The following is a 13,311-nucleotide window of genomic DNA, read 5'->3' as shown; positions in this document are numbered from 1 at the left end:
AACTCCTCACCAGTTGCGGAACCGGCTGGGCGGACGGTAGAGACCGCCGGAGGCCAGCATGAGGTCCTTGATCGAGCGGGCCGCGAGCAGACGGCGATCGGCGTCGAGCGGATCGATGCCGAGATCTTCGGGGCGGCGGATCACGCCGCGTTGCCTCAGTTGCTCGACCAACTTGGCATCGCGCGCGCGTCCGATGTCGGTGTAACCGGCAACGCCGCGGATCGCCTGCTCGCGCTCGTCCTTGCTGCGGCACATCAGGAGGTTGGCGATGCCTTCCTCGGTGACGATGTGGGTGACGTCGTCGGAGTAGACCATCACCGGCGCCAGATCGAGGTCGAGCTTGCGTGCCAGCTCCAGCGCATCCAGTTGCTCGACGAAGAGCGGGACGTTGCTGTCACCGAAGGTCTCGCCGATCTGCACCACGAGCTTGCGGCCTCGGCGCAGCGCCGCGCTGGAATCGGGGTCGGCTTCGGCGCCGGCCTTGAGCCAGGGTTCGCTCGGATGGCGACGTCCGCGCGGATCAGAGCCCATGTTGGGCGCGCCGCCGAAGCCGGCGATGCGGCTGGTCGTCACCGTCGAGCTGTGGCCTTCGAGATCGATCTGCAGCGTCGATCCGATGAACATGTCGCAGGCGTAGAGGCCCGCGGTCTGGCAGAAGGCACGGTTCGAACGCAGCGAGCCATCGGGACCGGTGAAGAAGATGTCGGAGCGCGCCGCGACGTAATCCTCCATGCCGACTTCCGATCCGAAGCAATGGATCTGCTCGACCCAGCCGGACTCGATCGCCGGAATCATCGTCGGATGCGGATTGAGCGCGAAATGGGTGCAGACCTTGCCCTTGAGGCCGAGCTTCTCGCCATAGGTCGGCAGCAGCAGCTCGATCGCGGCGGTGTTGAAGCCGATGCCGTGGTTGAGCCGGCGCACGCCGTAAGGCGCGTAGATGCCCTTGATGGCGAGCATCGCCGTCAGGATCTGCGTTTCGGTGATGGCGGCGGGGTCGCGGGTGAAGAGCGGCTCGACATAGAAGGGCCTGTTAGCCTCGACCACGAAATGCACGAGATCGCCGGGAATGTCGACGCGCGGCACCTTGTCGACGATCTCGGTGACCTGGGCCACGACGAGACCGTTCTTGTAGCTGGTCGCCTCGACGACCGTCGGCGTGTCCTCGGTATTCGGCCCCGTATAGAGGTTGCCGTCCTTGTCGGCGCTGACAGCCGCGATCAGCGCGACGTTCGGCGTGAGGTCGATGAAGTAGCGGGCGAACAGCTCGAGATAGGTATGGACGGCCCCTAACTCGATCTTGCCGCCGAACAGCATGCGCGCGATGCGCGCCGATTGCGGGCCGGAATAGGAGAAGTCGAGCCGCCGCGCGATGCCCTTCTCGAAGATGTCGAGGTGGGAGGGCAGCACCACGCCTGATTGCACCATGTGCAGGTCGTGGACATCCTTCGGCTCGAGGTTCGCGAGCGCCGCGGCGAGGATATCGGCCTGCTTCTGATTGTCGCCCTCCAGGCACACCCGGTCGCCCGACCGGATCACCGCCTTCAGAAATGCGGGGAGGCTGGGGATCGGGACTACCTTCCCCCTGGCGTGCTGTCGGCCGGCCGCGAGGCGCTCGCCCAGGGCGGCCTTTTGCATACCCCAATCGCTCATTTCAGCTCCTTGGCATGCGAAGTTGGTCTTCGATGGGTCGAATGTATGCCGTATTGCCTTCCTCTGTCAATTACTGTATGCATAAACTCATAAGCGAGGAACTTTCGCATACACAGGAGGGAATTTATGATGCGAATGCATACAGAAGCCCCGTATCCTGGGGCTCGCGCCCCGCTCGCAGAGGGGAGGCGCCCGTGACCATTTCCGGCGTAGCTCTGCTCGCGATCTGCACCCTGCTGGGAGGCCTGCTTGGGGACCTTCTTGGCGTTGCCCTCGGTGTGAAGGCCAATGTCGGCGGCGTCGGCATTGCGATGATGTTCCTGATCGCGGCCCGGCTCTGGCTGGTGCGGAACGGCCTGCTCAGCCGCGGGCTCAATACCGGCGTCGAGTTCTGGGGCAGCTTCTACATTCCGATCGTGGTCGCCATGGCCGCGCAGCAGAACGTCGTCGCCGCGGCGAAGGGCGGCCCGATCGTCGTCATTGCGGGCGCCGGTGCGGTCGCGTTGTGTTTTGCGATGGTGGCCTTGATCGGCCGGCTCAGCGGCCGCGTCGAGACCATGGACGAGATCGAGGCGCGCGAGGCCGAGGCGCTCGCCGCGCCTCACTTCAAGTCCGGGAGGATCGCATGACCATGATCTCTCACGTTCTCACCGCCAATTCCCTGATCACGGCGTTCGCCGCTGTCGGGATTCTGATGTGGATCTCCGGCACGATCTCGAAATACCTCATCTTCGGGCGTATTCACGGCTCGGCGATCGCGATCATGCTGGGTCTCGCGCTGGCCTTTTTCGGGGGGCTTGCCACCGGCGGCGAAAAGGGCGTCGCCGACCTGCCGGCGCTGACCGGGATCGGCCTGATGGGCGGCGCGATGCTGCGGGATTTCGCCATCGTCGCCACCGCCTTCGAGGTCGATGTCGTCCATGCGCGCAAGGCCGGGTTGATCGGTGCGGTCGCGCTCGGCCTGGGAACGGTCGTTCCGTTCATTCTGGGCGTGTTCGTCGCCGCGGCGTTTGGCTACACTGATGCCGAATCGCTGACGACGATCGGCGCCGGCGCGGTCACCTACATCGTCGGTCCGGTCACGGGGGCAGCGATCGGCGCGTCATCGCCGGTTATTGCGCTCTCGATCGCGACCGGTGTATTCAAGGCGGTGATCGTGATGATCGGCACGCCCTTCGTGGCGAAGATGATCGGCCTCAACAATCCGCGCAGTGCAATGGTGTTCGGCGGCTTGATGGGAACGGTCAGCGGCGTGTCCGGAGGACTTGCGGCAACCGATCGGCGGTTGGTGCCTTACGGTGCATTGACCGCGACGTTTCATACCGGGCTTGGATGCCTGGCCGCACCGTCCATTCTCTACTTCACGGTGCGCGCAATCATAGGAAGCTGAATGGCAGGTCTGTTCAAAGTCGCAGCCGAAGCAGAAGAAGATGGCGGCCTCCTCTCCGATCGCATCCGCAATGCGCTCACGGACGAGATTGCGTCCGGTGCGCTCGTTGCCGGCTCGGCTTTGGAGGAGCAGCAGCTTGCCGATCGCTTCGGGGCTTCCCGCACGCCGGTGCGGGAAGCTCTCCGGCAGCTCGCCGTCAGCGGACTAGTCGAGGTGCGTGGGCGTCGCGGGGTTGTGGTGGCGCGGATGACACCCGAACGGATTATGGACATGTTCGAGACCAGCGCTGAGGTTGAGGCCCTGTGCGTCAGGCTCGCGACCTATCGCATGACGCCGCTAGAACGCAGCCGCCTAATCGAGCTACACGAAGGCTCGTGGGCAATGGTCGAGGCCAACGACGTCGATGCCTATGATGCCTTCAACCGGGTCTTCCATGAATGCATCTACAGCGCGACGCACAACTCGTTCATGGCCGAGCAGGCGCAGGATGTTCGTGCGCGGCTGAGTGCCTTCCGCCGCACGCAATTGCGGCAGGGCGATCGCATCCGCAAGTCCCGCGACGAGCATGATGCGATCATGCAGGCGATCGCCGAAGGCGACGGCGAAACGGCCTCACGCCGAATGCGTGCGCATATGCTGAACGCCGCCGCAGCGCTGCGGCGCTACATTGATGACCGCCTCCGGCCCGTCGATGGGCCTGAGCCCGACAATCTCTGACAAATAGCGGTCCTGAACCGCTCTTGAAGCCAACCAGGGCAGGTGCGCGATAAGTTGCGTCTGCTTGAAATCACAATTTTAAGGAGAGCAACATGGCCGATGGCAATTCTGGGGTGTCTGTCTACGACGTGCCTGCCGAGTGGTCGAAGCGCGCCTGGATCGACGATGCCAAATATCGCGAGATGTACGCGCGCTCGCTGTCCGATTCCGACGGCTTCTGGGCCGAGCACGGCAAGCGTATCGACTGGATGAAGCCCTTCTCTGAGGTCAGCAACTGCTCGTTCGAGCCCGGCAACATTTCGATCAAATGGTTCGAGGACGGCACGACCAATGTCGCCTGGAACTGCATCGACCGTCATCTTGCGAAGCGCGCCGATCAGGTCGCGATCATCTGGGAGGGCGACGATCCCAACGAATCCAGGAAGATCACCTACGGCGAGTTGGCGCGGGAAGTCGCCACATTCGCAAATGTGCTGAAGGCGCACGGCGTCAAGAAGGGCGATACCGTCACCATCTATTTGCCGATGATCCCCGAGGCGGCTTACGCGATGTTGGCCTGCGCACGGATCGGGGCTGTTCACTCCGTCGTCTTCGGCGGCTTCTCGCCGGATTCGCTTGCGGGTCGTATCGAGGGCTGCGGGTCCAAGGTCGTCATCACGGCAGATGAGGGACTGCGCGGCGGTCGCAAGGTTGCCCTGAAGTCCAACGTGGACGAAGCGATCAGGAAGACCGGCGACACAATCAAGTCGCTGATCGTCGTCAAGCGCACCGGCGGAAACGTCGCCTGGTATGCCGGCCGCGACGTCTGGTACCACGAGGAAACAGCCAAGGTTTCCGAACATTGTCTGCCCGCGGAGATGAAGGCGGAGGATCCGCTGTTCATCCTCTACACGTCGGGCTCGACCGGCGCCCCAAAGGGAGTCGTGCATTCGACGGGCGGCTATCTCGTGTACTGGTGCACCGCCGACGTCGGCTGGGTTACTGGCCACAGCTACATTCTCTACGGACCGTTGGCGAACGGCGCGACCACGCTGATGTTCGAGGGCGTGCCGAACTATCCGGACAATTCGCGCTTCTGGAACGTCATCGACAAGCACAAGGTCAACATCTTCTACACCGCGCCGACCGCAATCCGTGCGCTGATGCAAGGCGGCGACGAGCCCGTGAAGAAGACCTCACGCGCGAGCCTAAGCCTCCTGGGCTCGGTCGGCGAGCCCATCAATCCGGAGGCCTCGGAGTGGTATCACCGCGTCGTCGGCGAGGGACACTGCCCGATCGTCGACACCTGGTGGCAGACCGAGACCGGCGGCATTTTGATCACGCCGCTGCCGGGTGCGACCAAGCTGAAGCCGGGCTCGGCGACGCAACCGTTCTTCGGCGTGGTGCCTGAAATCGTCGACGCCGACGGCAAGGTGCTGGACGGCGGGAAGTCAGGCAATCTTTGTCTCACGCGTTCGTGGCCAGGCCAGATGCGCACGGTCTATGGCGACCACGCGCGCTTCGAGCAGACCTATTTCCCGACCCACAACGGCAAGTATTTCAGGGGCGACGGCTGCCGCCGCGACGCCGACGGCTATTACTGGATCACCGGCCGCGTCGACGATGTCATCAACGTCTCAGGTCATCGTATGGGCACCGCCGAGGTCGAGAGCTCGCTGGTGGCGCACCAGGCGGTATCCGAAGCGGCGGTGGTCGGCTATCTCCACGACATCAAGGGCCAGGGCATCTACGCCTATGTCACCTTGATGCAGGGCCAGGAGCCGAGCGAAGCGCTGCGCAAAGAACTGGTCGCCTGGGTCCGCAAGGACATCGGCCCGATCGCCTCGCCGGACCTCATCCAGTTTGCGCCCGGTCTGCCGAAAACCCGTTCCGGCAAGATCATGCGCCGCATCCTGCGCAAGATCGCCGAGGACGAACCGGGCAGCCTCGGCGACACCCTCGACGCTTGCCGATCCCGCTGTGGTCGATGATCTCGTCAAGAACCGCCAGAACAGGAAGGGCGGGCCGGCTTAATCGTCGACGAACATCGGTGTGATTGTGATCCGGCATGCGCCACCGACCCGCGCAGCCATTCGAAGCCAACTTTGACGGAGGAACGATATGAGGCTTGTTCTCCTAGGACCACCTGGCGCCGGGAAGGGAACGCAGGCGGTCAGGCTATCCCAGACGCTCGGGATCCCGCAGCTCTCGACTGGGTGACATGCTGCGCGCAGCGGTATCTGGGGGAGCCGCGATCGGACGACACGTCGCGGAGATCATGGAGCGCGGCGAGCTCGTCCCGGACGGTCTGGTGATCGGGCTGATTGCCGAGCGCATTGCACAGCCTGACGCGGATCGAGGTTTCATCCTAGACGGATTTCCGCGCACGGTTGCCCAAGCTGAAGCCTTGACCATCTCCTAAAGGGCCATGAATTGAGCCACGTCCTCGAGCAACCACTGCTCTTCCGTCGTAATATTCTGAAGGTTTCCGGAGCTCTCCAGCTCAGCCAGACGCCAGATCTTCTCCTCGTTCCCTCGCTTATAACGGTCATACAACTGAGTGATGCGAATTGGCGAGCCCGTCTTTAAAACTCGGAGCTTTGCGATCAGCCCCGCCAGACTTCGGGCGGTGTAAGCTCCGCGACTAAAGCCAAAGATGAATATCTCATCTCCGTCATTGTAGTTCTCGACGAGCCACTCGTACGCGAGCCGGATGTTCTCATCAAGGCCTTTGCCAAAGACGCCGCCAAGGAAGCCATTCACGCCAACCTCATAATCCAGCGTCGAGCAACGCTGGTTCGTCGGCGCGCACGCCAACGTTGGAGGTGGATACGCGACCGACCTATTGCCTCAGGTGCCGTTGCGCTCGATCATGAAGAAGGCCCAGTCGCAAGGACTCGCATTCCGCAGCGAGGTGGATCTGGACGGTGACGGACTGTCGGCGCCGCTTGCGGATTCCTACAAAGAGTTTGCCTACGGCCTATACTCCAGGGTCACCAAGCCGCTCTATCGGACGATCGACCAGGAGCCGGACGTCCGCGATGACGGGGCCCATGTGAATGTGAACGAGACGATTGACAAGTCGGTATTCGACCGCTGGCGGGCGGATGCGTCGTACCGTCCCAGGAATCTCGTTCAATGGCCAATCGGAAACGCGTGGACCTTGCCAATCTGACGTCTGTTCGCGCGGACGACCCGGCTGTCGGCGCTCCGGATTGAGTTTATCGATTGCCGCAGTCATGCGTGTTGATGCTGAGCCTTTGAGGGTAGAGGCTATAGTGGAACACGGCCGGTAACGGCGGATCCAGCCGATACCAGTTCGCGTTGCTGCCGGCCGCTGTGGCGCCGGCGCCCTGGGGAGCGCCTCATAGAGCTAAGTTAAGCGGGCTGCTAGGTCAGGCCGTCGTGGAGCCCTGAGCGCGCTCTGTCGCAGAAATTTTGGAGAGCACTTGGAGCCTGCACGTCTCGAGCCCATTCTGCTCGCGACGCTAACCTACGCGATTGGTCGAGAACGCACTCAATTGTGCGACTAAGGAGCGTGGTGCCTTTATGCAGAGATTGGCCTTTGCGATGATAGTGGGACTGCTCGTGTAAGCCCCCACAACAGCCGACAAGCGTCGATGTCAAATCGTGCGCAACCTGAAATTACACCCGATACTCCTCTTCGCCTTGCTGATGCCGCGAAGATCGCGTTTCCTTTGGGAGGAATGACGGTCGCGGGCTTACGTCGCGAGCGCGATCGTAACCGATTGGTCATTGAGAAGATTGCCGGCAAGGAATTTACAACGCTGGCTCATATCGAACGGATGCGAGAGCTATGCCGCGAAGAAGCAAGGGCGCCAGACTTCAGTTTAAGGCCGCCCGCCGAAACAAGAGCGGAAAGATCACCCACCAAGCAACCTGGATCATCAGAGACAACGGCCGGGACGTCGGCACAGGCTGCGCTGCAGATGAGATTGCGGCCGCAGAGGAAAAACTGAAGGATTACATAGCGTCTAAACACACTCCGAAGCGACGAATTCGTAACATAGACGATATCGCCGTTGCCGACGTCCTTTCGATCTATCTGGACGCGCAATTGGACAAGCTTCGCGGCCATTTCAATGTCGATAGCGAGAACGAAGATACCATCCCCGATATCCGCAAGTTCAAAAGGCGGATCGAGCGGCTGAACGACTGGTGGGGAGCAAAAATGCTGGGCGAGGTGAACGGGGAGGCGTGTCGCTCGTACGCCAGGGAGCGCGCGCGGAGGGGAGGCGCGCGCCGAGACCTTGAGGACCTCCGCGCAGCAATTGGTCACCATGCGGCCGAAGGATTTCATCGGGAAATCGTCAAGATATCACTGCCAGAGAAGGGCCAACCTCGAGACAAGTGGTTGACGCGCAGCGATGCTGCGAAACTGATTTGGACATGCTGGCGCCATCGCGAAATGCAGAAGGGCTCGCGTCGGCCGACCGACGACCTGAAGGTCCCGACATGCAAGCGTCCGCTGCGCCATCTTGCACGGTTTATTTTATTGGGCATCTATAGCGGAACCCGGGCGGGCGCTATTGCAGCCGCATCTCCCATTCCTGCAATCGGTCGAGCTTATGTCGACCTGGAGCGCGGCCGCTATTACCGTCTAAAACAGGGCAGTGCCCAAACCAACAAGCGGCAGCCGACCGTCCCGATACCGTTGCGCTTGCTTGCTCACCTACGGCGCTGGCACCGGATTAATCCAGAGGCGAAGCATTTCGTCGAGTACAACGGAAGGCCCGTTACCTCGGTCAAAACGGCGTTCAAGAGTGCCGTGAGACTGGCAGGCCTTGGTCCGGGAATCTCCCCTCACACCCTACGACACACCGCAGCGACTTGGCTTATGCAGCGAGGCGCAGATCCTTGGCAGGCAGCGGGCTATCTTGGAATGTCGCTTGAGGTGCTGCTCAACACTTACGGCCATCACCATCCCGACTATTTGTCCGATGCCGTCGACAAAATCGCCAAGCGCGATCCAGCCGGCGAACGAAAAGCGCACGTATCTGGTGCGGTGATTCCGATCAGGCGAAATGGCGCCTGATAAGTTACTCGCTATTTCGTGCGGAGCCGTTCCGTCCGCGGAAGGTACGACGGTGATCTTCGGGTCGACCTCGCCAATTACGGACGGTGGCTGCCGCAGCATCTGAGAGAGATTCCCAAGCACTACGAAGAAGGCGTTCCGCTGCGCGTTATCGAAAGCGAAGCAGTCGATCTGGGGCCTCTTTGGGCGACCCGGAGTTGGCGGATCTGATCTGCCATTGGATCGTGATGTTGCCTTCGCTGAGGAGGAAACAGGATTACCTCCGCTTGATCGGCGATTCGATGAGGGCGGTAGCGAGGTAAGTGCGAGTTCCCGGTTTCAACAGTTTGGCTCTATTTCTGGTGGAACTGTTGAAACTATTGATTTTAGATGATAAACAGCGTTTCAACAGCTGGGTTAAAAATCGAGCCAAACTGCTGAAACCATGGATTTTCAAGAGCTTAACAATGACCAACGCCGCGAGGTGGTCAATAGTCAACAGCGCTTCCAGGCCCTGAGGGATGCCAAGGAGGCCTACGATACCCATCGGGGGTCCCTGACCTGGGTGGAGTCGAAAGGCCGCGAATATCTCGTCCGGAGCTACTACGACAAGGCCGGCCTCAGGAAGCAAACCTCGCTCGGCTCGCGTTCGCCCGAAACTGAAAAAATGAAGGCGGACTTCGAAGCTAAACGTGCTGTTGCAGAAGACCGGGTGAAGAACTTGCGCGATACAATGGATCGTCAAGCCGCGGTCAATCGTGCGCTCGGCTTGGGCCGCGTACCGTTGCTTGGAGCCCGGATCATGCGCGCTCTCGACGGATTCGGAATCTTGGGTTCTGGGATCCGGATTCTCGGGACCAACGCGATCTACGGTTATGAGGCCTCTTCCGGCGTCAGACTCGATCCGGGCCTGGCCACGACGGAAGACATCGATCTGCTGTTCGATGCGCGCGGCGGACTAACGTTCATCGCAGACGACCACGTCTCTGAGTCATCGCTCATGAAGATACTCAAGCGAGTGGACACCAGCTTCGAACGCGCCAAGCAGACGTTCCGCGCTATAAACCGGGACGGCTATCTCGTCGATTTGATTAAGCCAATGCAGAGCCCACCTTGGCGGAAGGGTCCAGATAAGATCGGCTCGGACCCGGAAGATTTGTCCGCTGTGCAAATCGAAGGACTCGATTGGCTGCAGAATGCTCCCGCGTTCGAGGCGGTCGCGATCGACGAAAAGGGCGAACCGGTACGCATCGTGGCTCCGGATCCGCGGGTTTGGGCCGCCCATAAGCTATGGCTGTCCCGTCGTGCGGACAGAGAGGCGCTCAAACGCCAACGAGATGCAGCGCAGGCTGAAGCCGTAGGCGCTCTGGTGGCGAACTATCTTACTCACCTTCCGTTCGACGCAGAGCAATTAAGGATGCTTCCGAAAGAGGTGGTGGACAGCGCGGCGCCTCTTTTCGCCAAGAAAAATAGCGCTGCTCGAGCCTAGCGGGCAGGGTCGGCATAAACGGCTCAGGCATATCCGGCGCCGCCGATCATCAGCGGCACCATGATATAATCAGCATGCTGCTGCTCATCGACATGCCGACGGTCATGATGCCGGCATCATCCCCAGCAGCACCAGCAGCACGACCAGCAGCAGCTTGAGCATCGGCGCCGCTGGCAGCCCAGCGGCTGCCGGCCTCTCATTGGACGAGCGCTCCTCGAGACAAGGGCGCGATGCCGCGGCGTCCCGTTACGAGCATCCTCGGTGCTGGTGCTTGAAGCGCACACGCTACGACACACCGCAGACTTGGCTTATACAGAAAGGGCGCGGATCCTTGGCAGGCAGTGGGCTATCTCGGAATGTAGCTTGAGGTGCCGCTCAACACGTATAGCCATCAGAATCCCGACTATTTGTCCGATACCGTCGACAAAATTGCCAAGTGCGACCCAGCCAGTGAACGAAAAGCGCACGTATCTGGTGCGGTTTCTGGTGCGGTGATTCCGATCCGGCGAACTGGTGCCTGATAAGTCATTGATTTCTTTGGTGGGCCCGGCAGGACTCGAACCTGCAACCAGACCGTTATGAGCGGCCGGCTCTAACCATTGAGCTACAGGCCCCGCCGCGAGACGGCTCGCGGGAACGCGCGGCCGGCAACGGTGCGCGGTTCGTTTACAGGGATGGGGACGGGGGTGCAATGCCGGCCTGATCGAGACGGAACGCGCGCCTACGCGGCAAGTGCTTGCGTCGGAAGATCGTTGAATTCGGAATAGTCGCATTCTGCCGGTGTGTTGCCCGACGAGTCAAATCGTCTTGCGATGATCCGGCCAGAGGCTCTTTTTGTGCTCCCCTAACCTATTGTAATTCCTGACTTCTTCTACTGTGCATGGGGTTGTTTTCGCGATTCTTATGTTGAGGGGGCATGCCGGCCCCCTCAAACGTCTTGCCGGCGAGTGATGGTCCGGCGGCGTCCCTTATTGCTAGTCCACCGACACCCCCGCGAACTCCACCACCTTGCGCCACTTCTCCGTCTCGTCCGCGACCAGCTTGCCGAACTCGGCCGGCGTCATCGGCTTGGGGAGGCCGCCGACTTCAGTGAGGCGCGCCACCAGCTTCGGGTCCTTCAGCGCTTCGCCGACGGCCTTGTTGAGGATCTCGATCACTTCGGGCGGCGTGCCCTTCGGCGCGGAGATGCCGTAGAAGCCGACCGATTCGAAGCCCGGCACGGTCTCGGCGATCGCGGGTACGTCGGGCACGCTCGGCCAGCGCTGCGGCGAGGTCACGCCCAGCGCGCGGACATTGCCGCCTTTCACCTGCTCCATGGCCGAAGGCAGATTGTCGAAGATCAGCTGCACCTTGTTGGAGATGATGTCGGGGAAGGCGATGGCGGAGCCGCGATAGGGCACGTGCACCATGTCGCACTTGGTCAGCACCTTGAACAGCTCGGCCGACATGTGCACCGAGGTGCCGTTGCCGGACGAGGCAAAGGAGATCTTGCCGGGATTGGCCTTGCAGTAGTCGACGAACTCCTGAACCGTCTTGGCCGGAAACGCGTTGGAGACGACCAGCATGTTGGTGAGCTGCATGATGCTCGCCACCGGCACGGTGTCGCGCAAGAAGTCGAACGGCAGCTTCTTGTACAGCGAGGTCGAGATCGCGTTGTTGGGCGCGACGAACAGCAGCGTGTAGCCGTCGGGCGGCGAGTTGATCGCGGCGGCGGCAGCGATGTTGCCGCCGGACCCCGTGCGGTTCTCGACGATGAATTGCTGGCCGAGACGGTCCGACAGCCACTGCGCCATGATCCGCGCCACGATGTCGACCGGGCCGCCGGCGGCAAATCCAATCAGCCAGTGCACGGGGCGGTCGGGATAGGCGGCGGAGGCGGGAGGCGTTGCGCTGAAAAGACCTAAAAGGACTGTTAGCCCGAAAAAACCGCACCGCAAAATTCGCAACATGACGCCTCCCATTGTTCTATTGTCGTTGGCGACATGCTTTCACAAAATCCGCTCCCTGCCTACATCGCCGCAAGTCGGTGTTGACGCAGGTCCGTCAGGGACGCCCATGAGATTCGCGATCCTCACCCTTCTCGGCGCGGCGCTGCTCGCAAGCCCCGTTGCTGCTCTAACCGGAGGCACGGCCATTCCGACCACGACGATCAGTTTGGGCACCGCGACGCCCGGCGGCGGCTTTCCGCTCTATGGCAACGCCTTTGCCGAGGTGATGAACGCAGCCGATCCGCAAATCTCCATCGCGCCCCGCAACACCAAGGGCAGCAACGAGAACATTCCGCTGCTGGAGAAAGGCGAGCTCGATCTCGCGCTGGTTGCGGGCGAGCCGGCCTATGAGGCCTTCGCCGGCATCGGCCGCGCGCCGGTGCGGCTGAAGATTCTCACGGCGATCTATTCCAATCCCGGCATGTTCGTGGTTCGCGCGGACAGTCCCTACAAGACGATCCGCGATCTCGTCGGCCAGCCCGTTGCGTTCGGCGCCAAGGGCTCGGGCCTGCCGATCCTGGCGCGCTATGTGCTGGATGGGCTCGGCCTGAAGCAGGACGAGGACTTCAAGGCCATCTATCTCGACCGCGCCGGCGACGGCCCCGCGATGGTCGAGGATGGCCGCGTCGCCGCGCTGTGGGGCGCCGGCATCGGCTGGCCCGGCTTTGCCGCGGTCGCATCGAGCGCGTCAGGCGCGCGCTTCATCGCGCCCAGCGTTGAAGAGATGACGCGCATTCGTGCCAAGCATGCCTTCCTGAAGCCGCTGCTGGTGCCGGCTAATAGCTATCCGAAGCAGGACGCGCCGATTGCCTCGCTGGGGTCCTGGAGTTTTGTCCTCACGCGCGAGGACCTGCCGGATGACGTCGCCTATCGCCTGGCAAAGACGCTGCACGGCGTCGAAGCAGAATTCTGCAAGAAGCTCGCGCAGGCCTGCGAGACCACGGCGTCGAACACGGTCGCAGCGGCGCCGAGGCCGGAGCTGATCCATCCCGGCGTGATGAAGTATTTTCGCGAAATCGGCGTGGTGAAGTAGCGAATGGCGAGTTGCGAATAGCGAATG

The 13,311-nt window shown here is 61.8% G+C and carries 10 protein-coding genes, 1 tRNA gene and 2 pseudogenes; 9 read left to right on the top strand and 4 right to left on the bottom strand.

Translation table 11 applies throughout. The features are described from left to right. Positions 1-6 precede the first annotated feature (6 nt). Entirely contained in the window at positions 7-1,653 is a 1,647-nt protein-coding gene (mdcA, locus tag GGD62_RS26360; RefSeq protein ID WP_183711019.1) for a malonate decarboxylase subunit alpha, read from the bottom strand. 194 nt (positions 1,654-1,847) lie between these two features. Here mdcA and madL point away from each other — a divergent pair, with 194 nt between their 5' ends. The 5 genes and pseudogenes from madL to GGD62_RS26335 all read left to right on the top strand — a co-directional run. Further along, complete coding sequence (gene madL, locus GGD62_RS26355) at positions 1,848-2,282, top strand: malonate transporter subunit MadL (protein WP_183711017.1); 435 nt, start codon at positions 1,848-1,850, stop codon at positions 2,280-2,282. Next, complete coding sequence (gene madM / locus GGD62_RS26350) at positions 2,279-3,043, top strand: malonate transporter subunit MadM (protein WP_183711015.1); 765 nt, start codon at positions 2,279-2,281, stop codon at positions 3,041-3,043. The genes madL and madM overlap by 4 nt, the downstream gene beginning before the upstream one ends. Beyond that, on the top strand, positions 3,044-3,760 hold the full coding sequence (locus GGD62_RS26345; protein ID WP_183711013.1) for a GntR family transcriptional regulator: 717 nt from the start codon (positions 3,044-3,046) through the stop codon (positions 3,758-3,760). A gap of 92 nt (positions 3,761-3,852) precedes the next feature. Next, positions 3,853-5,773, top strand: a pseudogene (acs, locus tag GGD62_RS26340) (acetate--CoA ligase). Between the two features lie 87 nt (positions 5,774-5,860). Continuing rightward, positions 5,861-6,149: pseudogene (locus GGD62_RS26335) on the top strand (adenylate kinase family protein); the annotation flags it as partial. 8 nt (positions 6,150-6,157) lie between these two features. Here the strand turns inward: GGD62_RS26335 and GGD62_RS26330 are convergent. After that, positions 6,158-6,502, bottom strand: coding sequence for a DUF2235 domain-containing protein (locus tag GGD62_RS26330; RefSeq protein ID WP_312014297.1), 345 nt, complete (start codon positions 6,500-6,502; stop codon positions 6,158-6,160). Positions 6,503-6,611: 109 nt separating this feature from the next. Between GGD62_RS26330 and GGD62_RS26325 the strand changes: the two genes are divergently transcribed. The 3 genes from GGD62_RS26325 (at position 6,612) to GGD62_RS26315 (ending at position 10,263) form a co-directional block, all read left to right on the top strand. Then, positions 6,612-6,914: a hypothetical protein gene (locus GGD62_RS26325; protein WP_246800295.1), complete on the top strand. Its 303-nt coding sequence runs from the start codon at positions 6,612-6,614 to the stop codon at positions 6,912-6,914. A gap of 642 nt (positions 6,915-7,556) precedes the next feature. Next, complete coding sequence (locus GGD62_RS26320; protein ID WP_183711009.1) at positions 7,557-8,795, top strand: site-specific integrase; 1,239 nt, start codon at positions 7,557-7,559, stop codon at positions 8,793-8,795. A gap of 424 nt (positions 8,796-9,219) precedes the next feature. Continuing rightward, positions 9,220-10,263, top strand: coding sequence for a nucleotidyltransferase domain-containing protein (locus GGD62_RS26315; RefSeq protein ID WP_183711007.1), 1,044 nt, complete (start codon positions 9,220-9,222; stop codon positions 10,261-10,263). A 538-nt stretch (positions 10,264-10,801) separates the two neighbouring features. On the opposite strand, the gene GGD62_RS26310 is transcribed toward GGD62_RS26315, so the two are convergent. Then, positions 10,802-10,877, bottom strand: a tRNA-Ile gene (locus GGD62_RS26310). Positions 10,878-11,237: 360 nt separating this feature from the next. Next, positions 11,238-12,212 (bottom strand): tripartite tricarboxylate transporter substrate binding protein, encoded by a 975-nt coding sequence (locus tag GGD62_RS26305; RefSeq protein WP_183711005.1) that lies wholly within the window; start codon positions 12,210-12,212, stop codon positions 11,238-11,240. Positions 12,213-12,318: 106 nt separating this feature from the next. Here GGD62_RS26305 and GGD62_RS26300 point away from each other — a divergent pair, with 106 nt between their 5' ends. Next, entirely contained in the window at positions 12,319-13,284 is a 966-nt protein-coding gene (locus GGD62_RS26300) for a TAXI family TRAP transporter solute-binding subunit (protein WP_183711003.1), read from the top strand. Positions 13,285-13,311 lie beyond the last annotated feature (27 nt).

Origin of the sequence: Bradyrhizobium sp. ERR14 (genome assembly GCF_014198235.1) — a bacterium.
GTDB lineage: Bacteria > Pseudomonadota > Alphaproteobacteria > Rhizobiales > Xanthobacteraceae > Bradyrhizobium.
Note: the sequence above shows the minus strand (reverse complement) of the source record. Positions and strands in the feature narration are given on the sequence as shown.